Source organism: Streptomyces sp. NPDC093801 (assembly GCF_040701585.1).
Classification (GTDB): domain Bacteria; phylum Actinomycetota; class Actinomycetes; order Streptomycetales; family Streptomycetaceae; genus Streptomyces.
The window spans coordinates 17,526-40,720 of the sequence record NZ_JBFBDP010000002.1; the positions used below are offsets into that span (position 1 = coordinate 17,526).

Here is a 23,195-nt window from a genome sequence, read left to right on the forward strand (position 1 = left end):
ATGAGGGTCCCCCTCTCATGCAGGGGTCCATCGAGCGGACGAACCCCACAATTCCCCGTTCGGACCAGGTCAGTTGGGGTGTCGGTATGGTTCCCGTCACCCTCCGGTCCGCTGAATGGACCCGATCATTGCTCGCCCTGCGCAATCGCGCCACTGTGTTCTCCGTCAAGCGACGGAACGTTGCGGCTCCACCGGGAGTCCAGCGGCCGTCGGCCCACAGCACACCTGAGGAGGCTCACATGAGCGCCATCAAGACGAGCGCCAAGCAGTTCAAGTACGTCATGGGTGCCATGACGTCGGTCTTCTTCTCCTACTGCTCCGTCAGCTGACGTAGAGCCGCAAAGAGGGGGTGGGGGCGGATTCCGCCCCCACCCCCTCGCTACGCCTAAGGGAGGCATGAGTGCTGGAGACCGGTGTCCGGCAGGTACGGGTGGCGCTGTCCATGGTGTTCGGCCGACGGCTGAGCGCACGGACCGTGGAGCGGCTGGTCGCCGACGCCCTTGCCACGCTTGAGGAGTTCGGCTCGCTGGGCGACGACGTCGACGAACTGGCCGACGGGCCGTTCACCGACCCGGACGAGCGCCGGGAATTGCAGAACCGCGCGCTCCAGCGGACCGTGCGCAAACTCGCCAAGCGCTCGCCCTTCTACCGCGAGCGGCTCGCCGGAGTGGACCTCGCGGGGCTGACCACCGAGACGCTCACCCGCATCCCGGTCACGCGCAAGGCCGACCTGATCGAACGTCCCGCCGACTTCCTGTGCAGCCCCCCGTACCTGGCGACGCAGACGACCGGCACCACCGGCCGTCCCGTTCAGATCTGGCTCTCCCGCTACGAGATGGAACTCTGGCCTGCGCTGATCGCGCTGTCCCTCGTCCTGCGCGGCGAACTCGGCCCCGGCGACCGGATGCAGATCAACCTCAGCTCCAGGGCGACGGCCGCCGTACAGGAGGACGTCGCGGTGTGCCGGCTCGCCAACGCGTCGTGCCATGTCGTGGGGCAGATCCCGCCGGACGAGTCCATCGAGCACCTCCTCGGCCGGAACGGCACCCAGCCCACCATACTCACCGGCGCCCCCAGCTACTTGGGCCAGCTGGTGACCGCCGCACGCCAAAGCGGCTACGGACCCGACGACTTCGGGCTGCGGGCGATCTACGGCGGCGGGGAGATGCTGTCGCGGAACCTGATGGACGCCTTGCGCGAGACGTTCGGGGCCAAGGTCGTCGGCGACGCCTTCGGCATGACCGAGCTGCTGCCCGTCGGCGGCCGTACCTGTAGCCGGCGCCATCTGCACATCGATCCCAACATGGGGTACACGGAGGTGCTCGACCTGGAGACGGGTGAGCCCGCCGCACCAGGCAGGCTCGGCGAGCTGACGGTCACGCCGTACTACCCCTACCGGGAGTGCATGCCCGTCCTGCGGTACAACACCGGTGACGTGGTCCGCGCCCTGGAGGAAGAGCCGGACTGCGAACTGGCGATGGTGCCCGCGGTCTCCTACATCCTCGGCAAGGCGGGCCAACTGCACCGCACCAGCGACGGCGTCGTCACCCCGCGCGAGATCGTGGAGGCGCTGGACGGCACCCCCGGGCTGCCGTTCCCGCTGCGCCACCGGGCAGCCGTCGGGGCCGGCGGCCGACTCCACGTGGAGGTCGCAGCCAAGGAGGCCACCGCCGCCGAAGTGACCGAGCGGCTGCGGGCCCAGGACATCGAGGCGGACGTCACGGTCCTGCCGCTCGGCGACGAGGAGGCCGCGCGGCGCTTCCCCCTCCGCTGCGACCTGTTGGAGCACACTTTCACCCGGAGCCCCGCATGACGGTCTTCTTCCAGCTGGCGGTCACCATCTCCCTGGCGCTCGCGGTGTGCGCCGGAGCGGTCACCTACTTCCGTACCGTACGCGCGGCCAGGCCGCCGGTCGGCGTCTTCGACGGCCGCGACATCTTCGTGATCATGGGCTTCGTCCTGGCGCTGCCGTATGTCTACCTCGCGCTGCCCGGCGCTGTCCTCCCGGCCGTGCTCGCCCTCGTCTTCGCGGGCGGCCTGTCCGTCGGCTACCAGCCCGTCATCGGCAACGGACGGCTGCGCTGGGCGCTGATCGCCGTATTGATCGCCGGCGTGTTCGTCGCCCACCTGGCCTTCGGCGAGCTCGCCGCGCCGTACTGGATCGCCAACAGCTGCGTCGTCGGCCTGGTCGTGGTCTCCGCCACCAACCTCAACGTGCAGGGCGGGATGCGGCTGAGGAACGTCGCGTGGTTCCTCCTCGCGCTCACCCTCTACGACGCGTTCTTCGCCTGGGTCGTCCCCCTGACCGAGGAACTGTCCGAGGCCGTCCAGGGCTATCCGTTCGCCCCCGCGGCCGGACTGCGCATCGGGGAGGACCTCGGCGCCGTGGTCGGCATGGGCGACCTGCTGGCCTACGCCCTCTTCACCACCACCGCGTACAAGGCGTACGGGAAGGCGGGGCTGCGCACCGGGATCGCGCTGGTCCTGCTCTTCGGTGCGGTGGCCCCGGTGGCCACCCTGCACATCGTCGGCGCGGTCACCGGGCACGCCCCGGCGGTGATCCCCGCCCAGGTCTTCTTCGGCCCGGCCGCCTTCCTCGGCCACCTGTTCCTGCGCCGCCGCGGCCCGGAGCGCCGGATGGCCGAGATCGTGTTCCGCCGCGACCGCAGGGGAACCCCGGCACAGCGGCCTGCCCGCGCCGACCGGGCCCCGGCCGCAGGCTGAGCCGGATCCGGCCGCTGCGGGGATACGGTTTCGCGATGACACGGATACGCGCCATGGACCGGGCCGACATCGAGGCCGTCTCGACGATCCGCGTCCGGGGGTGGCAGGCGGCGTACGCCGGCCTGATCCCCCGGACCCACCTGGACGCCATGACGGTCGAGGACGATGCCCAGCGGCGCCGGGAGTGGTTCTCCCGGCCCGGCCGGACCTCGCAGGACCTCGTGGCCTCCGGCGACGGCGGCCCGGTGGGGTGGATCTGCCTGGGGCCCTGCCGGGAGGAACTGCCCGACCGGGCTGCGGCGGGCGAGGTCTACGCCCTCTACGTCACCCCGGACCTGATCGGCACGGGCATCGGCCGGAGCCTCCTGGACGAGGCCCACGCCCGGATGCGCGACGGGGGTTTCACGGACTCCGTCCTCTGGGTCCTCGACGGCAACGAACGGGCCAGGCGCTTCTACGAGCGGGCCGGCTACCGGCCCGACGGCGCGACCCGGGACGACGACTACGACGGGGCCGCCCTCACCGAACTCCGCTACCGGCGCCGGCTCTGAGCCCACGGGAGGAGGACGGGCCGACGGCCGGGGACCCGGCGCCCCGCGGCCGCCCGCGCAGGAGGTTGCTTCCTGCCGCCCGGCACCCGAGGATGGCCGGATCGTGCGTACGCGCCGCGCCCGGGGGTACGAGAACCCGGCATGGAGGGGGCCCGTACCGGGTGTCGAGGACAGGGAGAGCGGTGTGAGGACGAACGTGATGGCCAGGGTGGTTCCGGTATTGCTGATGGCAGGGCTGTTCCTGGCCCCGCTGCCCGCCGGCGCGGCGCAGGCCCCCGCGGCCCAGCGGTCCGGACCGGCCCACAGCGCGGCGGCGGCCGCGGCCCCGGCCGGAGCGGCGGCCGGATCCGTCGGCGGGGCGAACGCCCCGGCGGGGCACACCCTCGCGGCGGCCGCGTCGAAGGACGTCTCGCAGGGCGTCTCGAAGGGCGTGTCGAAGGACGGGAAGAAGAAGTCCAAGAAAAAGAAGAAGGGCTTCCTCGGGAAGCTGGGCACCGCCGCGCTGGTGGTGGGCGTGCTGTTCGTCCTGCTGGTCGTGGCCGCCGTCATCGCCCTCGTCGTCGTGATCAGCCGCCGGCGGCGGCGGGCCTGACCGCCCGCTGCCGGGTGGCGGTGATCACGTAGTAGTCGAGCAGGCCCTGCTCCCAGGCCCGCAGGAAGTTCCTCGGCCAGGTGCCCGGTTTCCACTGGGCGGACAGCCAGTGGTCCCAGCCCGGCCACACCGAGGGGCCGATCGACTCGCAGCGCACCCCCGTCAGCCCCGACCGGGCCAGGGCGTCCGTCAGTTCGGAGGGCGGGCGGGCGATGTCCAGCCCGTCCGCGAAGGTGTCCAGCAGCTCCGCCAGCCGGGGAGCGGCCCCGGGGTCCGCCGCGAAGAAGCTGGTCACGGCGGCCCGGCCGCCCGGCCGCAGGACCCGGGCGGTCTCCGCTGCGAACCGCTCCAGGTCGTCGAAGTGCTGGGCGGCCTCCACGCTGTAGACGCAGTCGAACTCGCCGTCCCCGAACGGCATCTCCTCGGCGGCCCCGCGCACCAGCCGGAGCCGCTCGGGCCCGGGCCCGTCCAGCAGGCCGGCGTTGGCCCGGCGGGCCCGGTCCAGCTGCTGGGGATGGATGTCCATGCCGGTGACCCGGGCGGGGCCGTACTCCCCGACGGCCAGGGCGCAGCCCACCCCCAGCCCGCAGCCGACCTCCAGCAACTCCCCGCCGCCGAGGGGGCCGGCGGTGTCCAGCACCCGCCGGTACAGGTCCTGCTGGCTGCGGATCCGGTCGTCGACGCTGGGCGGGCCGTCGAGGTCCTCCGGCCGCCAGTAGCCGAAGTTGATGAAGCCACCCGCGAAGACGGGGACCGCACTGAGGTCGGCGGGACCGTACGTCTCGCGTACGGCGGCCCGCATCTCGCCGGGCCGGTCGGCTTGGGTCATGTGTGCACCTCCGAGCCCAGTGTGTCCGTACGGTGACGGTCTGTCGACGGTGCCCCGGCGTGCCCGGCGTAGGCTGGAGCCCGTCCTGCCGCCCACCACGGGGAACCACCAGCACCATGCCGCACACCGGTCCGCAGTCCCTCGACCGCGCGCTGGCCCTCGTCGACGCGGTGGCCGCCGCGCCCGGCCCGGTCAGTGCCAAGGCGCTGGCCCGACGCGCGGGCTGTTCGCTGTCCACCGCCTACCACCTCCTGGGGCCGCTCACCGAGCGCGGCTACCTGGCGCGGACGGCCCAGGGGTACGCACTGGGGCCCGCGCTGCCCCGGCTGCACCGCAGCTTCCTGCACCAGCTGGCCCCGGCCCCGGGGATGGCCGACCTCCTCGCCCGGCTGCGGCGGGCGACCGGCGGCGAGGCGTACTACACGGCGTACCGGGGCGGGGTGATCACCGTCGTGGACACCACGGCCCCCGTGACGGACACCGCGAACCCGTTCGCCCCCGGCCGTGAGACCCGTGCGCACGCCACCGCCCACGGCAAGGCGCTCCTCGCCCGGCTGACCCCGCGGGCGCGGCGGCGCTACCTCGCCGAGCACGGGATGGCCCGGCTGACCCCGGCGACGATCACCAGCGCGGAGGCCCTGGAGGCGGAGCTGCTGCGGGTGCGCGCGGCGGGCTTCGCGGTGTCCGTGGGGGAGGCGGACCCGGCGTGGACCTGCGTGGGGGTCGCCCTGCCCCGGACCGGCGGGGCGCCGGGGGACGAGCCGGACGCGGTGCACGCACTGTCGGTGTCGGTGCCCGCGGAGGAGTTCCGCCGACGCCCGGAGGAGATCCGCACCGCGCTCGCGGAGGCGGCCGCGGGCCGGATCTGAGGGTGTCCGGGCGGCCGCCCCGCCGGGACCGCACCCGGATTCCGGCCCTGCCGGAATGCCGGGCGTCGGGCGTGCGCCGGCCCGCCCCGCGTGCCAGGCTGGCCGCATGATCTTCATCGCCGTCAGGTTCGACGTCCGCCCGGAGCACAGCGACAACTGGCTCACGCTCGTCGACGACTTCACCCGCGCCACCCGGTCCGAGCCGGGCAACCTCTTCTACGACTGGTCCCGCAGCGTGGACGACCCCAACAAGTACACCCTGCTGGAGGCGTTCACCGACGCCGAGGCCGGCGCCGCGCACGTCGCGTCGGACCATTTCAAGGCCGGCATGGAAACCCTCTCCCGAGCCATCGCCACCACCCCGGAGATCATCCACGTCGAGGTCCCCGGCCAGGGCTGGAGCGCCATGGCCGAACTGTCGCCCCGCGACTGACCCCCGGGCCCGGCCCCGCCCGGCCCGTTCCGGTACGGGATCGGGACGCTGTCGTCGCGTCGTGGGGATGGACCCCCTGGCCGAAAACTGGCTGAGTGGTAACTGCCCCGTCGCCACGGTCGCTTCCGTGGCGACGGCGGTCGATCCGACCGTCCAGCAGCTGACCGGAGGGGGATGTCGAGCCATGAGCGACGCCAGAGGGGGACCGGACGTGCCGCGTCCGGAGAACGACCCGTCGGTCCCGTCCCACGGGACCACCCCGGACACCGGGGGAGGGTTCACCGACCCGGCCCCGGGCCGCGACGGCATCATCGTCCAGGGCGGCCGCACGGCTTCCGGGCCGGACGGCTCCCGGGCGATCGGTCCGAAGCAGGACGACCCGCGGGCCATCGGTCCCAAGCAGGACGACCCGCGGGCCATCGGTCCCAAGCAGGACGACCCCCGGGCGGTCGGCAAGGGGATCATCGTCCAGGGAGGGCGTACCGGACACCCGGACACGAAGGCGCGTCAGAAGCGGGCCAAGAAGAAGCCGAAGACGATGGCGCTGGTCATCGGCGGTGTCATGGTGCTGGCCGTGGGCGGGTTCCTCGTGGGCCGGCAGCTCGGCCACGACCCGGCCACCCCCACCCCGCAGGCGGCCGCCACCCCCACCGCCGCCGCCTCGGCCGGCACCTCCGGCGGCGCCCCTTCGGCCTCCTCCGACGGCGGCGCCCCGGCAGCCGGCGCCGGCCCGAGCACCCCGGCCGCGCGCGAGCCCGCCTCGCCGACGCCCACCGCCTCCACCCCGCCCACCCGGAGCGGCGCCGCCCCCTCACCCGGCCGGACGACCCGGCCGGCGCCGCCGGAGCAGTCGAGCGCGCCCCCTCCGGCCGCCGGCCCCGTGCTGTCGCTGAGTCCGTCCGGCGTGCGGGAGTTCTGCGCGAACGGCGAATGGCCGGCCACCCTGCTGGTCCGCAACAGCGGTGGCGGGAAGCTGACCTGGTCGCTCGGGCAGTTGCCGGCCGGGGTCACCGCCAGTCCCTCCGGAGGCTCCCTCGCCGCCGACGCCTCACAGGTGATCACGCTCGGCGGCCGGGCCGAACAGCAGCCCCCGAACAACCGGTTCACGATCGCCGTCTCCGGCAACGGCGGCAGCGGCCGGGTGACCGTCACCTGCGCCTGACGGCGACCCGGCGCCCGTACCCCCTCGGGGCGTGGGTGACAACGGTCATGATCGATTCAACCGGGCCTGCGAGTAGGGTGGTTGTCGTACGCCAGTTCGCGACGACCCGTCGCGCATCACGTCCAGGGGGACCCCGCATGAACCCGACCACCCGCAACGCCGCCGTCGTCGCGGCCGCCGTCGCCGCCCTCGCCGGAGCGGCCACCGCCGGCGCCGCCAACCCGGGCGGCGCGGACGACAAGGGCGCGATCAGCGTCGTCGCCCACATGGGGATGCTCTCCGCGCCCGTCGACCCCGCCCCCGCTCCCGCCGACGGCGAGCTGGCCGTGGTCGAGCACATCGCCATCGGCTGAACCCCGAGATGGACGACCGCGGGGCCGCGGCCCCGGCCGGACCGCCCGTGGTGGAGAGGCTGGTCGAGCTCTCCACCCGGCTGCAGGCGATGTGGGACGCCGCCCCGACGGTGGGGTTCCCGGGCTGGGGGTACCCGTTCCGGGCCCTCGGCGAGCTGCTCCCCGAGGGCGACGTCCTGCACGCGGACCGGCATCCGCAGCTGGTGCCGCTGCTGTGGTACCCCGCCCTGCGCTCCCGCGGTCCCCACGGCCGGGTGGTCGAGGTCTTCGACCACCTGCCGGGGGAGCGCGGCGCGGCCGCGCTGATGCTGCGGCGGCGGGACCTCGCGGGACTGTACAGCTGGGCGCTGGTCACCGCCTCCGTGGTCGACTGGATCCGCGGGGCCCTCGGCGGTGCGGCCCTGCTGGAGGTCGGGGCCGGCTCCGGCTACTGGGCGCGGCAGCTCTCCCTCGGCGGAGTCGACGTGCTGGCCACCGATCTGCACGGGGTGGAGGCCAACGGCTTCACGCACGGCTTCCGGTACGCCGACGTCCAGGGGCTCGGGGCGGTGGACGCCGTACGACGGCACCCGGGCCGCGCCCTGCTGATCGTCTGGCCTCCGCCCGCGGATCCCATGGCCGCGGAGGCCCTGCGCGCCTACCGCGGGGACACCTTCCTGTACGCCGGTGAGGGGCCGGGCGGGATGTGCGCCGACGCGGGCTTCTTCGCCGAGCTGGAGCGCCACTGGGTGGCCCGGGAGGTCTGCCCGCTCACCGTCCGCTGGCTCGGCCACGGAGACGCCGTCACCCTCTACCGCCGCCGCTGATCCGGCGGGACCGAAGCCTGCCCGGGTCTGGTGTGAAGCGGTGAATCACTGCTTCAATCCTTCCCATGCCCTACCGTCGCCCACCCGCCGTGCAGGCCCGTCTCGACGCCCGTCGCGACCGGGTCCTGGAAGCCGCCGTCCGCCTGCTCTCGCGGGAGGGGTACGCCGGCTGTTCCGTCGCCGCGATCGCCGCCGAGGCCGGCATCTCCACCGGGAGCGTCTACCAGTCGTTCTCCGGCAAGTCCGAGCTGGCCGCCGCCCTCTTCCGGACCCTCGTGGCACGGGAGGTGGAGGCGGTGACCGCCGCGGCGGACCGCCCCGGGAGCGCCGCGCAGCGGGTGGCCGCGGCCGTCGAGACCTTCGCCTCGCGCGCGCTCCAGGCGCCCCGGCGGGCCTTCGCCCTGCTCGCGGAGCCGGCCGACCCGGCCGTGGACACCGAACGCCTCGTCTTCCGGCGGGCGTTCCGCGACGTGTTCGCGGCGCAGGTCGCCGCCGGTGTGGCCGACGGCGAACTCCCGCCGCAGGCACCCGAGCTCACCGCCGCCGCCCTGGTCGGCGCGATCGCCGAGGCGCTCGTGGGACCGCTCGCCGACGGCGACGCGGCCCCCGGCGCGGTCATCCCGGGCCTGATCACCTTCACCCTGCGTGCCCTTGGAGGACACGATGCCGCAGACGCATGAGGTCACCAACCAGGTTCCGCCGCACCACGGTTACGACGCGGCCGCCGACCCCGCCCTGCTGGAGGCCCTCGGCCGCGAGGGAGCAGCCTGGGCCGCCCCCGAGCTCCACCGCCTCGGCGTCCTCGCCGGGTCCGAGCAGGCCGCCGAGTGGGGCCGGCTGGCCAACGAGAACGAGCCCGTCCTGCACACCCACGACCGCTACGGCCACCGCGTCGACGAGGTCGAGTTCCACCCGTACTGGCACGAGCTGATGGACACCGCCGTCTCCCACGGGCTGCACGCGGCCCCCTGGGCGCAGGACGAGCCCGGCGCGCACGTCGCCCGCGCCGCGAAGTTCATCGTCTGGAGCCAGGTCGAGGCGGGCCACACCTGCCCGGTGTCCATGACGTACGCCTCCGTACCGGCGCTGCGCGCGGCGCCCGCCCTCGCCGAGTGGCTGGAGCCGCTGCTCGCCTCCCGCACCTACGACTTCGGGCTGCGCCGGCCCGACACCAAGCGCGGGCTGATCGCCGGCATGTCGATGACGGAGAAGCAGGGCGGATCGGACGTCCGCGCCAACACCACGACCGCCGTGCCGGCCGGGGACGGCACGTACCGGCTGACCGGCCACAAGTGGTTCACCTCGGCGCCGATGTCGGACGTCTTCCTGACCCTGGCGCAGGCCCCGGGCGGGCTGTCCTGCTTCCTGCTGCCGCGGGTCCTGCCCGACGGCACCCGCAACCGGCTGCTGCTCCAGCGCCTCAAGGACAAGCTGGGCAACCGCTCCAACGCCTCCTCCGAGATCGAGTACGACGAGGCGTTCGGCTGGCTGGTGGGCGAGGAGGGGCGCGGAGTGGCGACCATCATCGAGATGGTCAACACGACCCGCCTCGACTGCGTCCTGGGCGGGGCCTCGGGCATGCGGCTCGGCCTGGTCCGGGCCGTCCACCACGCCACCCACCGGCGGGTGTTCGGCCGGAACCTGATCGACCAGCCCCTGATGCGCAACGTCCTGACCGACCTCGCCCTGGAGTCCGAGGCCGCGACGGCCGTCGCCATGCGCCTGGCGGGGGCCACCGACCGGGTCGCGCGCGGCGACTCGGACGAGGCGCTGCTGCGCCGCCTGGGCCTGGCCGTGACGAAGTACTGGGTGTGCAAGCGGGCTCCCGCGCACGCCGCCGAAGCCCTCGAATGCCTCGGCGGCAACGGCTACGTCGAGGACTCGGGCATGCCCCGGCTCTACCGGGAGGCGCCGCTGTCGTCCATCTGGGAGGGCTCGGGCAACGTGGCCGCCCTGGACGCGCTGCGGGCCATGGCCCGCCAGCCGGAGACCGTCGAGGCCTTCTTCGCCGAGGTGGGCCGGGCGGCCGGGGCCGACCGGCACCTGGACGCGGCGGTGGCCGGGCTGCACAAGCAGCTCGCCGACCCCGCCGAGGCCGAGTACCGGGCCCGGCAGCTGGCCGAGACGATGGCCCTGGCCCTCCAGGCCTCGCTCCTGGTGCGGCACGCCCCGGCGGCGGTCGCCGACGCGTTCTGCGCGTCCCGGCTGGGCGGCGGGCACGGCGGCGCCTACGGGACCCTGCCGACGGGAGTGGACACCGCGGCCGTCCTCGACCGGGCCCGGACGCCCGCCGTCTGAGCCGTGCGCCGGGTCCGGCGGCGCACCCGCCGCCGGACCCCGCGCTCCACCCGCCCCGCTACGGGTGCCAGACCTCCTTGATCGTGGCGATCTTGCCCTCGCCGTCGACCGTGATGTCGTAGATGTTCCCCGAGCAGCTGTACGGGGCCTTCACGGCGGACGGGTTCGTCATGCAGTCGCCCGCGTGCATCCACAGCTCGCCGACCGGGACCGTCTTGGTGGAGCCGGAACCGGTGGCCAGCTCCGCCTTCACCTCACCGCCGGTGAAGGTGTAGTACTTCGCCTCGCCCTGGCCGTGGTAGATCCAGTCGTTGGGCGTGCAGGTCGGCTGGGCGTCCTTCGCGGACATCGAGCCCTTGGACGGCGGCGCGACGGGTTCGACCATCTTGTGGCCGGCCGGCAGCTTCGGCGGCTGCCCGCAGTCGCCGCCGGGCGCGGCGGAGCCCGCGGACGCCCCGCCGGCCGGAGCCTTGGCCGAGGGCTTCGCGGCGGCGCCGGAGCCGGCCGAACCGGCGCTCGACGAGCTGCCGCCGCCGGCGGACCCGCCCGTACCGGCCGAGCCCGAAGTGTCCTCGGGGCCGCAGGCCGCGACCGATCCGAGGGCCGCGACCAGCGCGAACGTTCCGATGATGCGTCGAGTCGACGACATGTCAATTCCCCCGATGTGGCTGAAAAATGTTGTGATCACGTCCGATCGGTGATGTGTTCTACACGAGACGAGCGCCAAGATCCAATCGCCTCCGGTTGCAACCGGGCGCCCCCGGCCGGGCGTCTGGGCCCTTGACGACGGGCAGCCCGGGCGGCGGCCCCAGGGGGACGGGGGACGGGACATGGGACGCGCGTACCGCAACGCGGTGCTGGTCACCGCGGTGGCGATGGCCCTGGGACTCTCGGCCTGCCACCCGTCCGGGGACCCGGAGCCCGGGGGGCCCGAACGGCCCGCCGGCGGAGCCGGGACCGCGCACGCCTCCCCCTCCGCCCACCCGCCGTCCGCCGGCGGACCGTCCGCCGCGACGCACCCGTCCGGCGGCCCCGCGGGGGGCACGCCGGCCACCCCCGCACCGGCCGGGCACACCGGGGCCGCCCCCGTCGTGCGCACGGGCGTCCCGTGGAACCTGGACCGGCTCGACCAGCGCACCCGTCCCCTCGACGGACGCTTCGCGGCGGGCGCCGACGGCCGCGGGGTCCACGTCTACGTGCTGGACACCGGCATGGACGTCGAGCACGCCGAGTTCGCGGGCCGCGCCACCGCCGGCGCCGACTTCGTCGGGGCACCCGACACCGGGGACTGCTCCGGCGGGGACGGACTGGGCCACGGCACGTTCGTGGCCGGGATCATCGGGGGCCGCACCTACGGCGTCGCCCCCGGGGCCCGGCTCGTGCGCGTGCAGGCCATCGGCTGCGAGGAGGGCGGCAGCAGCGGGCCGGGCACGGGTGCCCCGGCGCCGGAGGACTCGATCATCAAGGCCGTCGAGTGGGTGACGGCCCACGCCCACCGCCCGGCCGTCGTCAACATGTCCCTCAACCTCACGACCCGCTCGCCCGCCCTCGACGCCGCCGTGCAGCACCTGGTCGAGTCCGGGATCCCGGCCGTCGTCGCGGCGGGCAACTTCGACGACGACGCCTGCACGCACTCGCCGGCCGGCGCCCACGGCGCCGTCGTGGTGGCCGCTTCCACCGCCGACGACCGACACTGGCAGGACACCGAGAGCTTCGGCTCCGGACACGGGTCCTGCGTGGACCTGTACGCACCCGGAGACCGGATCACCTCCGCGGCCGCGGGCGGCTCCACCGTCACCAGCGACTCCGCCGCCACCTCCTGGGCCACCCCGCACGTCACCGGCGCCGTGGCCCTCTACCTCTCGGCGCACCCGGCCGCCACGCCGGCACAGGTCCGCACCTGGCTCACCGGCCGGGCCGACCGGGACGTCCTGACGGCCGTCCCGGCGGGCACGCCGAACCGCCTGCTCAACATCTCCGGCCTCTAGGCACTCCGCACCCCGCACCCCGCACTCCCTAGGGGAACGGATGCGGGTGGAGCGGGAGTTCCGCGTGCCGCAGCGGGGCCGGGGCGCGGCCCAGCCGGTGGGGGACCTCCAGCAGCCGGGGCAGCCCCAGCGTGCGCCGGTTGACGTGGCCGAACGTCATCGGCAGCGCCCCGGGCACCACGGCCTTCGCCGCGTACAGGCCGAGCCTCTCGCGGACACCCGCCTCGTCCTGCCCGACCACGACCACCTCCAGACCTTCCCCGGCCAGCCGCCGCACCGTCGCCTCCAGCAGCCCGGCCAGGTCCGCCACCGGCTCCGGAGCACCCGGCCAGGCCTCCCGCCAGGGCGTCGGCCGGTCGTCGCCCGCGAACAGGGGGTCCAGCCTCGGCCGGGCCTCCGGCAGCGCGTACAGGGCGGTGTGGTCGGACAGGGTGACGACGAGGTCCGGGCGCTCCAGCATCGGCCGCAGCCGGCGCGGATCGCAGGTCGCGGGTTCCGCCCGCAGCCGCTGGGCGGCGTTGAACACGTTCGTCACCGCCTCCACGGCGGCGGAGCGGATCGCCGCACGCGGGTCGTGGTGGGCCCCGGCCGCCACGAACACCTGCGGCGCCGCCGACCGCCGATCGCGGTGCCGGGCGACCGCCACGACCGCCGGGACGCCGAAGTCGTTGGTCGCGTCCAGCAGCGCGAGTTCGTAGCCCGCCAGCTCCGCCCGGTCGGCGAGGTGCAGCACCTCCGGGTCGTCCTCCGGCAGCGCGATCCGCCGCAGCGGGGTCCGCCCGTACCAGGCCATCAGGAACGCGTCGCGCTCCGCCACCTCGAACAGCCCGTACAGGGCCGCCTCCTCGGGGCTGTTGCCGAGACCGCAGCCGCTGGAGCACTCGTAGACCACCCGCGGCCGGCCCGGGGCGGGGTCCCAGTAGGCGACGTGCTCGGGCACGGCGACCGGACGCGCGCGGGTCAGCGACCAGCCGTGCACCCAGTCCAGTTCCAGGTCCGGGCCGTAGGGGACGGTCGCCGAGGCCGGATGGCCGTGGTGGGCGGGATCGGGCAGCCCCAGCCGCTCCGGGTCCAGGGCCCGCTCCGGCCCCAAATCGGCGTAGGGGGCCCGCAGTACGGTGCGGTGCCCGAGCGGGCTCATTCCGGTGAGCCGCTCGACGCCCTCGAAGAGCGCCACCCGCTCAGCGGCGTCGTGGTCGGCCGCGCGGCCGTAGCCGCCGTCGGGCAGCTCCCGCCCCTGGGTGACGTAGGTGCTGGTGAGGCAGGGCACGGAGTCCTCGGTGCGGACCACCCGGCGGACCGGGCCGAACCGCTCGTCGTACAGCTCGGCCCGCAGGCCGGCGAGGGACGTGCGGTCGTTGGCGCCGCGCAGCACCGCCGGATCCGGCAGCGGCAGCGAGGTCCGGGGCGCCCGGGCCGCCTCCGCCGAGTCCTCGGGCAGCGGCAGGCACACCGCGCAGCCGCCGACCGGCCGGAAGCGGTGGGCGGACCAGCCGGCGCGGCCGCTGTGCACGACGCGCAGGGCCGCACCGGCCCCCGGGGGCGGGGCGGGCTCCGCCGCCAGCTCGGCGGCCAGTGCCGCGACGGCGTCCACCAGGGCGGGGGAGGGGCGGCCGGCGAGCCGCAGCCCCGGACTGTGCCACGGGACACGGCCGCCGATGGTGGCGAGCCGGCGGTACTCCGTGCAGGACAGGCAGCCCACCGCGCCTGGCCGCAGCACCGGGCCGACCACCGTGAGCGCCCCGTCGCCGCGCACCGGGACCAGGGCCACCGGGTGGCGCAGCGCGTGCCGCGACAGGGCGGCGGCGCCCTCCAGGTCCCAGTCGTCCAGGACCACGACGGCCCGTCCGGCGGTGGTCCGGAGCGCGGCCGGGGCGTCGAGGACGGCCAGCCCGAGTGCGGCGAGGGCCACCCCGAGCGGGGTCGCGGTGACGGGTGGGGCCGACGCGGTCATCGGAGAGCTCCTTCCCCGCCGGTGACGGAGGCGGCGGCCGGGCGTACGCGGGCGCCCCGGACCTCGAACACGGTGAACCCGCAGCCGCGCAGGGCGGCGCCGAGCGTGCGCTCCTCGGGACCGGCGGGCTCCCACACGGCCGTCCGCAGCCCGGTGAGCCCGCGCAGGACGGTGTGCAGGGCCGCCTCGCGCCGGGCGACGGCGGCCCACCAGCCCGCGGCCCAGCTCTCGTCCTCCCAGGGGGCGGGCTCCACGCCTGCCGCCGCGAGTACGCACACCTCGCCCCCGGGCGAGGTGAGGTGGCGGCCGGCCGGTACCAGGGCCCGCGCCCGTAAGCGCACCACCGCGGACAGCGCGGCGAAGGCGGCGGCGTCCCCGGCCGTGGCCTCCACCGCCCGCCCGAGCAGCCGCCCGGGCCCGCCCGCGGCCGCGCGGACGTCGGCCCGGTAGGCCGTGCCGTCGGCGTCCAGCGGGGCGACGTACAGCTCCGCCCGTACCCCGAGGCGTCGCGTCAGGACGCCCCACCAGTGGCGGGCCTGCGGATGCCCGCTCCCGTACGGGTCCCCGGGCGCGGCCCCCGGCCAGGGCGCGGGGAGCCCCAGCGCGGCGCGCCGCAGCGCCCGTCCCAGCGCGTGACCGGGGCCCGCACCCACCACCACCCCGGACCGGCCCGCCCCGCACCCCAGCTCCGCCGCACCGCAGGCGGCGTCGAGCCGGGCGAGGTCGGTCCGGGCGGCCCCGGCCGTCAGCGCCCCGCCGCCCGGCGCCCCGCAGCGGGCCAGCGCGACCGGCAGCTGGGGCAGACCGCCCGCCAGCGGCGCCGCCAGCACCCCCAGCCGCTCGTCACCGAGCGCGGCCACGCCGTCCATCGCCTCGGCGAGCGTGCGCGGCGGCGGCGCCGGGTCAGGGGACCCGGCGGGCCAGGGGTGGTAGGCCGACCGCGCCGGGTGCTCCCCGGCGACCAGCACGGACGGGAACCCGGGCCGCGGCTCCGCCGCCCCGCTCCCGAGCCCCGCCCGGCCTGCGCCGCCGGTCCCGGTGGCCCCGCCGACCCCGCCCGCGCCCTCGCCGCCCTCCGACGCCGGATCCGGCAGACCGGCCAGGGCGCACAGCAGCCGTTGCACGGCCCCGCCCGCCACCAGGGCGGTGAGCGCGGCGGACGGCGGCGCCGGGGGCAGGGGCTGCCGGCCGGGTCCGAGCCGCTGCGCCAGTGCCGCCGCGTCCGCCGCGGCCCGGGCGGGGCCGCCGGCGGGGGTGACGAAGGCGCCGCCGGGGTGGACCGCCGCGCCGACCGCCCACTCGGCGCCGTCGGCGCGGGAGGCACGGATCAGCACCCGGCCGTCCCGTCCCGCCGCCGGGTCCGCGACCGTCTCGGCGGTGATCCCGGAGCGGCCCAGGGCCCGTACCGCGGCGGCCGCCAGGGCGCCGCCCGGATCGGCGGCCCGTACCTCCACCCGGGATCCGGCGAGCGCCGCCGCCGCCTCGGCCGGGCGGTCGGAGACGTCGGACAGCCAGTCCCCTGCCGGGCCGCCCCGCGGCGGCCCGGGCTCCTCGACCAGCATCCCGTGCGCGTGGAGCCGGCCGATGAGGGTGCACAGCCCGGCGCGCACCGGCGTGCCGGTGGCGGCGCGGGCCGAGAGTCCGGCGGCGCCACCCGTCCGGAGGGCCTCCTCCAGCAGCCGCCAGAGGGCAGGGAGCGCGGGACTGCCCTCCAGGGTGACGCTGCCGTCCCAGCCGCGCAGGTGCAGGCCGCCCGTGAGGACGCTCGCGGTGACCCCGGGCCGGAGCCGCCACCGCGCCAGGGAGTGCAGGAGGTCGGGTTCCGCGGTGCCGGCGGGACCGGCGGAACCGTGGGCCGGCGCGGCGCTCATGAGGCGCTCCCCGCCCGGTAGGTCTCCACGACGACCTCGACGGCGCGCACCGGCAGCTCCCGGCCGCCGGGCGCGGGCAGGGCCTCCTCCAGTACCAGGCCCTCGGGGTGGCGGCCCAGCCACGCGCCGAGGCAGCGCAGGTGCAGGGCGTTGCCGAGGTCGACGAACTGCGGTTTGGGCGGCACCCGCCGGGCCGGCGCCTCCCCGTCGGCCGGGGCCGGCGCGAGCGGCGGGTGCAGGAACAGCTGGTCGGGGACGCCCAGCAGGGCCCGCCAGCGCGCGGCGGCCCCGAAGGGGACGGCGCCGTCGGCCGTCGGGGCGGCCAGTTCGGCGCGCAGGGCCGCCACCGTGCCCGGGGCCAGCTTCCAGCGCCGGCGCCGCAGCACGATGTGCCGGTACCGCAGCCGGGGCGTGCGCACCAGCGGGCCGCCGGGCACCTCGGTGACCGTGCGGGGCACCAGGGAGGCGAAGTCGACGACGCCTTCCGGATGGTCGTGGGCCAGGGGCGCGCTGCGGGTGGGGAGCAGCCCGGACACCAGCAGGCCGGGGTAGAAGACGTCCAGCAGCTCGCCGGTGTCCCGCAGCCGCAGGCGCACCTGGTCGGTGGCCTCGTCGTGCACGAGCTCCACGGCGGAGTCGTCCAGCGGGTCCCGCGGGTCCGTTCCGTCCGTGGGGCCGGACTCCTCCGAGAGGATCTCCTCGGGCAGGAAGCACGGCTGGAGATTGGCGTTGAAACCCTGCACCGGGCGGAACTGCACCGTCCGGGAGCCGGGTGCCACCCCGCGCCCGACCCCGCGGGCGACCGCTCCGGCGGCGCCCGGGTCGAGCAGGGAGAGGAAACGGCTCCCGGTCCGGCCCCAGCCGCCGTAGACGTGGTTGAGGGCCAGCAGGCCGCGCCGGACGTCCCGTTGGAGGAAGTGCGCGTACGACAGCGGGCGCGCCGAGGCCCACCCGGGCAGCCGGGCGGCGAAGGACCGCACGAGCCCGGGCGGCAGGACCACCTCGTCGTCCGGGCCGGCCGGGGAGGCGACCAGCGCGACCTCCGCCTCGAACGCGGCCCGCAGACCCACGAGTTCGGCCGCGCGGCTCGGCAGCGGGTCCGGCCCGTCTTCGCCGGGCGGGCGGGAGGCGTCGCGGACGGTGTCCTCCCAGGCGGCGACGGTGTCCTTGCCGAAGTCCCAGACGGGACGGCAGACACCGCCGGAACCGTGGCGCGCGACGAACCGGTCGCGCAGGTACCGCCGGACCAGGTGCCCCAGGTCGTACAGCTCGGCGAGGCCGGCCAGCTCGTGGAGCGCCTCGTGGTCCTCGCCGGTGAGCAGGTCCCGGGCCGCGGACACCGGGCGCCGGGCCACGACGTCCTCCGTCAGCGGGGCGGGCGCCGGCTCGTGCGGGGGCAGCGGCCGGCCGGCCGAGGCGAGCAGGCCCGCCCAGCGGTCGCGCAGCAGGGCGAGCAGCGCGGCGCGCTCGCCCGGTCCGGCCGACCCGAACGTCCGCGTCGCCTCCGCGATCTCGTCGAGGGCGGTGGCGAGGCCGTTCTCCCCGCCCGCGCGCAGCCAGGCGGCGAGCCGGCCCAGCGGGTCGGCGTCCTGCGCGCCGACCGGGGGCACGGGGACCAGCAGCCCGGTGTCCGCGAGCCGCTCCACGTACGCGAGGGCGGCCGCGCGGTCCGGCGGGGCGGCCAGCGCGGCCGCGAGCTCCCCGGGGGTCACGGGCGTCCGGCACAGCTCGGCGACCCGCTCCAGTGCCCCGCTCGCCGCTACCTCGACCTCGTCCTCGGCGACGGCGACGAAACGCCAGACCCCGGACAGGCCGCGCCTGCGGGCGAAGGCGGCCCGCCCGTCGGTGCCCGTGCGGGGTGCGCTCGTCATCCGGTGCGGCAGCCGGGCCCTCCTGCCCGGATCGGCCAGCAGGGCCTCGCACAGCGCGGCCACCAGGCTCCGGCTGACCCGGACGGGGTTGGCGGCCGGCCCCAGCGGGTCGCCCTCCCCCCACTCGGAGCCGCTGCCCTCCGGGCCGTCCGGGAGCGGGCCCCAGCCGACCGCGGTGAACCAGGACACGGGACTGGTCCGGGTCGCGGCACGCACCGCGTGCCGCAGGACCCCCGGCTCCTCCTTGCGGGCCCGCCGCCCGCCGGCCCCGCTCCCCGCCCGTTCGACGGCGGCCAGCAGTTCGGCGCTCGTGGCCGAGGCGGCCAGGGCGAGGGCCGGCTCGCGGCACTGGGTGGCGAGGGCGGCGCGCTCGGCCGCCAGTGCCGCGGGCGCCGCACCGGCGGCACGGGCCCGCGCGGAGGCCAGCCGGTCGCGCAGCTCCAGCCACTCCCGCAGCGGCGGCACCCGCCCGGGCAGGTCGCCGAGCCCGCCGAGGAGGGCGGCCCGGGGCTCCCGGCCGTTGTGCAGGGCCCGGCGCAGGGGGAGCACCACCGCCCGGTGGAAGGAGTCGGGATGGCCGCCGCGGCTGGCGTACAGGGCGTCGGTCAGCTCCGGCACGAGGTCCGCGAGCGCGGCCTCCAGCCGGGTCAGCTCCTCGACCCCCTCCCGGAAGGCGGCGGCCCGCGGCGACTGCGCGGGGTGGCTGAGCGTCGTCGCGCGGACCAGCACGTAGGGCGCGGTGCGCACGGCGGGGGCGTCGGGTGCGGGGGCTGTCATGGCGTCCCGGGGTCCTTCCGGCTCGGCCTGGACGGGGTCGGCACGGGAGCGCCCGCCCCGCGCCCCCCGTGAGGACGCCGGGCGGGCGGCCGGCGGGGTCGGCTCAGACGACGCCGGGGACGGTCTGCACCTGCTGCATGCTGCCGTGGCAGGCACAGGCCGTGGGGATGCCGCAGGTGGCCGTGGAGCAGCTCTTCGCGAAGGCCGAAACGTCGGCGGTGTCGCGCATCGAGGTGACGGTGATGTCACCGAGGTCCAGGTCGTGGGCCTCGAACAACGTGGCCGCGTCGAAATCTGCCATGGGAACTCCCCCTGATGTGGGACGACTTGGAATGGCCGGATCCGTGTGACGGACAAGCCAGGCAACCGTAGCTCCGGGGGCGATCCGGGCGCAGCGCACGGATTTCGACATACCGGCGTCACTCCACGTGGAATCGGGGAACGTGACCGAAACCGGCCGCGACGCGCCCCGCGCCCGGGCCGGCCGCCGCCCCCGCCGCCCCGGACCGCCCGCATCCCGCCACCCCGGCCCGAACCGTGCGCCCGGAGGCCTCCCACCCGGCCCCGCCGCACGTCCGTTCTCGCGCCGGACCGGGCGCGTGTGCCCGGCCCGGCGGCACGCGTCCGGGGGTCAGCCGCGCCGGACCGCGAGGCCGTCCAGGGTGAGGTCGAGGAGGCGCTCGGCCTGTTGGCGGTGCTCGGCGCCCGCCGAGGTGAGGGCGATGCCCTCCAGGGCGGCGGCGAGGTCGGTGGGCCGGATGTCGGTGCGGATCGCCCCGGCGGCCGCGCAGGCCTCCATGAGGGAGGCGATGGCCTCCCGGATCATCTCCCGGCTGTGGCCGTAGGGGTCGCCTCCCCTGGCGGCCATGGCGCGCAGGGCGTCGATCATGCCGTACTTGGCGGTGACGTAGTCCAGGAAGAGTCGGGTCCACGCGCGCAACGCCTCCTCGGGCGGCCGCTGCGCGAGCAGGGCGGGGGCCGCGTCGCACAGGCGGGCCACCTCGTCGCGGTAGACGGCCTCGACGAGGGCCTCGCGGGAGGGGAAGTTGCGGTACAGGGTCGCGCTGCCCACGCCGGCCTCCGCGGCGATGCGCTCCATCCCGGTGTCCAGCCCCCGCGTCGTGAACACGCGCACGGCGGCGGCGAGGATCTTCTCCCGGTTGCGCCGTGCGTCGGCCCGCAGCGGTCGGGGCGCTCCGTCGGCCATCACTGCCCGCCTCCCTCTTCCCGGGAGCCGTTCCCCGTTGCCAAACGGAGGGGCCCCCACTTAATCTCCAGTAAGTGGGGAACCCCCCGCTTGTCTCCGTACTGTAGGCCGGTGTCCCGGCCCGCGCACCCCGCACCCCGCTCCCCGAGAGGAAACCGTTCGCTCATGTCGGGCATCCAGGACAAGGTCATCGCCATCACCGGCGCCAGCAGCGGCATCGGGGAGGCCACGGCGGTCCACCTCGCCGAGAGGGGCGCCCGGCTCGTCCTCGGCGCCCGCCGGCCGGACCGGCTGGACGCGGTCGTGGACCGCATCAGGGCCCGGGGCGGCACGGCGGTCGGCGTCCTCGTCGACGTCACGCGCCGCGAGGACCTCCGGCGCCTCGCGGACACGGCCCTCGACCGCCACGGCCGGCTCGACGTGCTCGTCTCCAACGCGGGCACGATGGCCGTCTCGCCGTTCGACGACCTCCGCCAGGACGACTGGGACGCCATGGTCGCCACGCACGTCACCGGCCTCCTCAACGGCATCGCGGCGGCCCTGCCCGTCTTCCGCCGCCAGCGCTCGGGCCAGTTCGTCAACGTCGGCTCCACCGCCGCCCACACGGTCAAGTCCCCCCAGGCGGTCTACGCCGCCACGAAGACGGCGGTGAAGGTGCTCACCGAGGGCCTGCGCCAGGAAGCGGGCCCCGACCTGCGCGTCACCCTCGTCTCGCCCGGCTTCACCCACACGGAGGGCGTGGGCAAGGGCGCGGGCCCCCGGGTCGCGGCCGAGATGACCCGGCTGCGCGACGAGATCGCGATGCCGCCCTCCGCCGTGGCCTCGGCGATCGCCTACGCGATCGAGCAGCCGCCGGGCGTCGACGTGGGCGAGATCGTCGTCCGCCCCACCGCCCAGTCCTGACGCCCCCGCCGGGCGGCGGTCAGACCGGCGGCATCAGATCGCTCTCGCTGACGGTGTACGCGAGCGGCGGGTAGGCGAAGTCCGTCTCCCTGTTCTCGCGGCGCCGCAGCCCGTAGAACTCGCTCCTCTGCTCCTCGTCGGCCAGCGCGAGGCGCGCGCCCTGCGGGAGGTGTCCGTGGCCGCCGTGGAACCGGACGAGGGTCTTCGACGTGCGGAACGTCACGCCCAGCCAGGTGTTGTCCGCCGCCGGAACGGGCTTGTCCAGGACGATCCTGTGTCGGAGGCGCCGGTTCGAGCCGGTGGAGAACGCGACGACGCCGTGGTGGGCCAGGGGGATCTCGAACCTCCCGCCCCCGGACTCCTTCGACTCGAAGACCAGCTTCCTCGGCGGGCCCGCGTCGGGGTGCTCGTAGCAGGAGAAGACGGCGATGAACGAGTCGTCGGCCAGGTCGAGGGCCTGGTCGCAATGACTGCCCATGGTCGTGTAGGCGTTCGTGTAGCGCTCGACGAGGGCGTTGTTGAAGCCGACCGGAAGCGCCGCACCCTCCTGGACCCGCCGCGCCAGCCGTTCGTGGACGGCACGGAAGCGCTGCGCGGGGCCGGCGTACCGGGTGGTGGTGCGCACCAGGGGCACCCCGCCGGCCTCGTCGACCCTGGTGAGCACGGCGCCCCGCCGGCCCTTGCCCACGTCTTCCCAGCGGACCGACCCGGACAGTTCCGCGAAGAGGTCCTCCCCGGCCGGCAGGGCGCAGGAGACGATCCCGTCCGCGATCTCAGACGTGGGGGGCAACGTAGTCTCCCGAGTTCATGCTGAAGAGGAACTTCCCGCCGTAGTCGACGGAGGACGAGGTCCGGTTCTCCTCGGCGTACAGCCTGCGCAGATCGTCCATGCCGGCCGGGGTGGGCGGCTCCAGCCTCACCGGATCCCCGGCCGTCTTGAGGAACGTGTGGCCGTCCTGGTGCACCGCCTCGGTGCTCGAACAGCGGACCACGTACCCCAGACGGGTCGGGAGCAGGCCGGCGTCCAGCGCCGACGGCCGGATCTCGTGCGTGTACAGGCGGTTGGTGGACAGCGGCACGAAGAACACGGAGCCCGGGTACAGGGTCACGGTGAACTTCGGGGGCAGCGCGGCCGCGCCGCCCTCCGCGGCCGGCTCCTTGAGGCGGAAGTGGAGTCTGGTCAGCCCGCTGACCCCCTCCACCCCGTGGTCGAAGGCGTCGTCGGCCAGGGGCCGGAGCCCGTCGAGCCGGTCGTAGAAGGTGCAGAAGGCCATGATGCCGTTGGCGGGCATGTCCTTGGTCTTGTCGGCATGGGCCGAGATCCTGGCCTTGGACTGTCTGCGCTCCGCCGTGGCACGGGTGTTGTGGTAGATCTGGGCGAGGACGTGGTTGAGCGGTGCCTGGTCGCGGAAGACGGCGGCGGCCTCGCGGTTCAGGGCCCCGACGATGTGCGTGTCGGTCGGGCGGAACCCCTCGGTCGGCCCCGAGAGGTTCGTGGAGCACCGGAGCAGGCGGAAGTGCAGTGCGTCGCCGTCGCGCCGGACGGGCGTCAGGTAGATCCCGCTGCGATGGGCGGTTCCGGGCTTGGTGGACTCCGTCAGGGACTGGAAGACGTGCTCCGCGCGGATCCGCCCGAAGTGGTCGTCGCCGGGTTCGAAGAAGCGGCGGTAGTACACGCCGGCGCCGTGGACGCGCACGGGGACCCGGCCGGGGCCGACGGGGGTCCAGGGGTGGCCGGCGTCACCGCGGCCACCGTGCGACGGCTCCCGGACGACGAACACCCGGGCGGCCGCGCCCAGTCGGCGGCTGTCGATCCCGGACGCGTCGCCGCACAGGTAGACGGTCTTGCGCGCGAGGTCGGGCGAACCGGAGACGAGTTCCTCCGGGGTGATCACGGATCCGAAGAAGTCCCTGACCACGTCGGTGTCCCGCAACGCCGAAGGCGCGACCAGGACGTTGCCGGCGTCCTCGATGCGGGCTTCCGCCGGCCGGCCCCGCCCGCCGTCT

22 protein-coding genes are annotated in these 23,195 nt (G+C 75.8%); 13 read left to right on the plus strand and 9 right to left on the minus strand.

The features are described 5' to 3' along the window. Positions 1-400: 400 nt before the first annotated feature. The 4 genes from AB0469_RS01840 (at position 401) to AB0469_RS01855 (ending at position 3,867) form a co-directional block, all read left to right on the plus strand. Positions 401-1,813 carry an AMP-binding protein gene (locus AB0469_RS01840; RefSeq protein ID WP_366449315.1) on the plus strand — a complete coding sequence of 471 codons (1,413 nt, stop codon included), beginning with the start codon at positions 401-403 and terminating at the stop codon, positions 1,811-1,813. Continuing rightward, positions 1,810-2,724 carry a hypothetical protein gene (locus AB0469_RS01845; protein WP_366449316.1) on the plus strand — a complete coding sequence of 305 codons (915 nt, stop codon included), beginning with the start codon at positions 1,810-1,812 and terminating at the stop codon, positions 2,722-2,724. The genes AB0469_RS01840 and AB0469_RS01845 overlap by 4 nt, the downstream gene beginning before the upstream one ends. Before the next feature lie 35 nt (positions 2,725-2,759). Beyond that, the gene (locus AB0469_RS01850) at positions 2,760-3,275 is read left to right on the plus strand and encodes a GNAT family N-acetyltransferase (protein ID WP_366449317.1); all 516 of its coding nucleotides are present in this window, start codon (positions 2,760-2,762) and stop codon (positions 3,273-3,275) included. A 184-nt stretch (positions 3,276-3,459) separates the two neighbouring features. Then, positions 3,460-3,867 carry a hypothetical protein gene (locus tag AB0469_RS01855; RefSeq protein WP_366449318.1) on the plus strand — a complete coding sequence of 136 codons (408 nt, stop codon included), beginning with the start codon at positions 3,460-3,462 and terminating at the stop codon, positions 3,865-3,867. On the opposite strand, the gene AB0469_RS01860 is transcribed toward AB0469_RS01855, so the two are convergent. Beyond that, a complete protein-coding gene (locus tag AB0469_RS01860) occupies positions 3,842-4,696 on the minus strand; it encodes a methyltransferase domain-containing protein (RefSeq protein ID WP_366449319.1) in 855 nt (284 codons plus the stop codon). The genes AB0469_RS01855 and AB0469_RS01860 overlap by 26 nt on opposite strands. Positions 4,697-4,812: 116 nt before the next feature. On the opposite strand from AB0469_RS01860, the gene AB0469_RS01865 reads away from it, so the two are divergent. The 7 genes from AB0469_RS01865 to AB0469_RS01895 all read left to right on the plus strand — a co-directional run bounded on the left by AB0469_RS01865 (position 4,813) and on the right by AB0469_RS01895 (position 10,617). After that, a complete protein-coding gene (locus tag AB0469_RS01865; protein ID WP_366449320.1) occupies positions 4,813-5,565 on the plus strand; it encodes an IclR family transcriptional regulator C-terminal domain-containing protein in 753 nt (250 codons plus the stop codon). 106 nt (positions 5,566-5,671) lie between these two features. After that, positions 5,672-5,998: a putative quinol monooxygenase gene (locus AB0469_RS01870; protein WP_366449321.1), complete on the plus strand. Its 327-nt coding sequence runs from the start codon at positions 5,672-5,674 to the stop codon at positions 5,996-5,998. 184 nt (positions 5,999-6,182) lie between these two features. Further along, positions 6,183-7,160: a hypothetical protein gene (locus tag AB0469_RS01875; protein ID WP_366449322.1), complete on the plus strand. Its 978-nt coding sequence runs from the start codon at positions 6,183-6,185 to the stop codon at positions 7,158-7,160. A 137-nt stretch (positions 7,161-7,297) separates the two neighbouring features. Beyond that, complete coding sequence (locus AB0469_RS01880) at positions 7,298-7,513, plus strand: hypothetical protein (protein ID WP_366449323.1); 216 nt, start codon at positions 7,298-7,300, stop codon at positions 7,511-7,513. Between the two features lie 8 nt (positions 7,514-7,521). Further along, a complete protein-coding gene (locus AB0469_RS01885; protein WP_366449324.1) occupies positions 7,522-8,319 on the plus strand; it encodes a hypothetical protein in 798 nt (265 codons plus the stop codon). A 65-nt stretch (positions 8,320-8,384) separates the two neighbouring features. Continuing rightward, positions 8,385-8,999 carry a TetR/AcrR family transcriptional regulator gene (locus tag AB0469_RS01890; RefSeq protein ID WP_366449325.1) on the plus strand — a complete coding sequence of 205 codons (615 nt, stop codon included), beginning with the start codon at positions 8,385-8,387 and terminating at the stop codon, positions 8,997-8,999. Then, positions 8,983-10,617, plus strand: a complete 1,635-nt coding sequence (locus tag AB0469_RS01895; protein ID WP_366449326.1) for an isovaleryl-CoA dehydrogenase — start codon at positions 8,983-8,985, stop codon at positions 10,615-10,617. Before AB0469_RS01890 ends, AB0469_RS01895 begins: the two co-directional genes overlap by 17 nt. Positions 10,618-10,675: 58 nt before the next feature. Here AB0469_RS01895 and AB0469_RS01900 read toward each other — a convergent pair whose 3' ends face one another. Then, entirely contained in the window at positions 10,676-11,266 is a 591-nt protein-coding gene (locus tag AB0469_RS01900; RefSeq protein ID WP_366449327.1) for a hypothetical protein, read from the minus strand. Positions 11,267-11,447: 181 nt separating this feature from the next. Here AB0469_RS01900 and AB0469_RS01905 point away from each other — a divergent pair, with 181 nt between their 5' ends. After that, a complete protein-coding gene (locus tag AB0469_RS01905) occupies positions 11,448-12,605 on the plus strand; it encodes a S8 family serine peptidase (protein WP_366449328.1) in 1,158 nt (385 codons plus the stop codon). Between the two features lie 28 nt (positions 12,606-12,633). On the opposite strand, the gene AB0469_RS01910 is transcribed toward AB0469_RS01905, so the two are convergent. The 5 genes from AB0469_RS01910 to AB0469_RS01930 all read right to left on the minus strand — a co-directional run bounded on the left by AB0469_RS01910 (position 12,634) and on the right by AB0469_RS01930 (position 20,285). Next, a complete protein-coding gene (locus AB0469_RS01910; RefSeq protein ID WP_366449329.1) occupies positions 12,634-14,559 on the minus strand; it encodes a TOMM precursor leader peptide-binding protein in 1,926 nt (641 codons plus the stop codon). After that, positions 14,556-16,430, minus strand: coding sequence for a hypothetical protein (locus AB0469_RS01915; protein WP_366449330.1), 1,875 nt, complete (start codon positions 16,428-16,430; stop codon positions 14,556-14,558). Before AB0469_RS01915 ends, AB0469_RS01910 begins: the two co-directional genes overlap by 4 nt. Then, on the minus strand, positions 16,427-19,078 hold the full coding sequence (locus AB0469_RS01920; RefSeq protein WP_366449331.1) for a lantibiotic dehydratase: 2,652 nt from the start codon (positions 19,076-19,078) through the stop codon (positions 16,427-16,429). The genes AB0469_RS01915 and AB0469_RS01920 overlap by 4 nt, the downstream gene beginning before the upstream one ends. Positions 19,079-19,181: 103 nt before the next feature. Then, complete coding sequence (locus tag AB0469_RS01925) at positions 19,182-19,379, minus strand: thiazolylpeptide-type bacteriocin (RefSeq protein WP_366449332.1); 198 nt, start codon at positions 19,377-19,379, stop codon at positions 19,182-19,184. Between the two features lie 330 nt (positions 19,380-19,709). Next, positions 19,710-20,285 carry a helix-turn-helix domain-containing protein gene (locus tag AB0469_RS01930; RefSeq protein ID WP_366449333.1) on the minus strand — a complete coding sequence of 192 codons (576 nt, stop codon included), beginning with the start codon at positions 20,283-20,285 and terminating at the stop codon, positions 19,710-19,712. A 165-nt stretch (positions 20,286-20,450) separates the two neighbouring features. Between AB0469_RS01930 and AB0469_RS01935 the strand changes: the two genes are divergently transcribed. Next, complete coding sequence (locus tag AB0469_RS01935; protein WP_366449334.1) at positions 20,451-21,188, plus strand: SDR family oxidoreductase; 738 nt, start codon at positions 20,451-20,453, stop codon at positions 21,186-21,188. Positions 21,189-21,207: 19 nt separating this feature from the next. Here AB0469_RS01935 and AB0469_RS01940 read toward each other — a convergent pair whose 3' ends face one another. Next, the gene (locus AB0469_RS01940; protein ID WP_366449335.1) at positions 21,208-21,978 is read right to left on the minus strand and encodes a hypothetical protein; all 771 of its coding nucleotides are present in this window, start codon (positions 21,976-21,978) and stop codon (positions 21,208-21,210) included. Beyond that, entirely contained in the window at positions 21,962-23,122 is a 1,161-nt protein-coding gene (locus tag AB0469_RS01945; protein WP_366449625.1) for a hypothetical protein, read from the minus strand. Before AB0469_RS01945 ends, AB0469_RS01940 begins: the two co-directional genes overlap by 17 nt. Between the last annotated feature and the right edge of the window lie 73 nt (positions 23,123-23,195).

Excerpts from the sequence above, each read along its gene's own strand:
- AB0469_RS01905 (WP_366449328.1), top strand. The coding sequence starts at position 11,448 with ATGGGACGCGCGTACCGCAACGCGGTGCTGGTCACCGCGGTGGCGATG.
- AB0469_RS01875 (WP_366449322.1), top strand. The coding sequence starts at position 6,183 with ATGAGCGACGCCAGAGGGGGACCGGACGTGCCGCGTCCGGAGAACGAC.
- AB0469_RS01915 (WP_366449330.1), bottom strand. The coding sequence starts at position 16,430 with ATGAGCGCCGCGCCGGCCCACGGTTCCGCCGGTCCCGCCGGCACCGCG.
- AB0469_RS01925 (WP_366449332.1), bottom strand. The coding sequence starts at position 19,379 with ATGGCAGATTTCGACGCGGCCACGTTGTTCGAGGCCCACGACCTGGAC.
- AB0469_RS01845 (WP_366449316.1), top strand. The coding sequence starts at position 1,810 with ATGACGGTCTTCTTCCAGCTGGCGGTCACCATCTCCCTGGCGCTCGCG.
- AB0469_RS01895 (WP_366449326.1), top strand. The coding sequence starts at position 8,983 with ATGCCGCAGACGCATGAGGTCACCAACCAGGTTCCGCCGCACCACGGT.
- AB0469_RS01890 (WP_366449325.1), top strand. The coding sequence starts at position 8,385 with ATGCCCTACCGTCGCCCACCCGCCGTGCAGGCCCGTCTCGACGCCCGT.
- AB0469_RS01930 (WP_366449333.1), bottom strand. The coding sequence starts at position 20,285 with ATGGCCGACGGAGCGCCCCGACCGCTGCGGGCCGACGCACGGCGCAAC.
- AB0469_RS01920 (WP_366449331.1), bottom strand. The coding sequence starts at position 19,078 with ATGACAGCCCCCGCACCCGACGCCCCCGCCGTGCGCACCGCGCCCTAC.
- AB0469_RS01900 (WP_366449327.1), bottom strand. The coding sequence starts at position 11,266 with ATGTCGTCGACTCGACGCATCATCGGAACGTTCGCGCTGGTCGCGGCC.
- AB0469_RS01865 (WP_366449320.1), top strand. The coding sequence starts at position 4,813 with ATGCCGCACACCGGTCCGCAGTCCCTCGACCGCGCGCTGGCCCTCGTC.
- AB0469_RS01870 (WP_366449321.1), top strand. The coding sequence starts at position 5,672 with ATGATCTTCATCGCCGTCAGGTTCGACGTCCGCCCGGAGCACAGCGAC.
- AB0469_RS01860 (WP_366449319.1), bottom strand. The coding sequence starts at position 4,696 with ATGACCCAAGCCGACCGGCCCGGCGAGATGCGGGCCGCCGTACGCGAG.
- AB0469_RS01910 (WP_366449329.1), bottom strand. The coding sequence starts at position 14,559 with ATGACCGCGTCGGCCCCACCCGTCACCGCGACCCCGCTCGGGGTGGCC.
- AB0469_RS01885 (WP_366449324.1), top strand. The coding sequence starts at position 7,522 with ATGGACGACCGCGGGGCCGCGGCCCCGGCCGGACCGCCCGTGGTGGAG.
- AB0469_RS01935 (WP_366449334.1), top strand. The coding sequence starts at position 20,451 with ATGTCGGGCATCCAGGACAAGGTCATCGCCATCACCGGCGCCAGCAGC.
- AB0469_RS01850 (WP_366449317.1), top strand. The coding sequence starts at position 2,760 with ATGACACGGATACGCGCCATGGACCGGGCCGACATCGAGGCCGTCTCG.
- AB0469_RS01880 (WP_366449323.1), top strand. The coding sequence starts at position 7,298 with ATGAACCCGACCACCCGCAACGCCGCCGTCGTCGCGGCCGCCGTCGCC.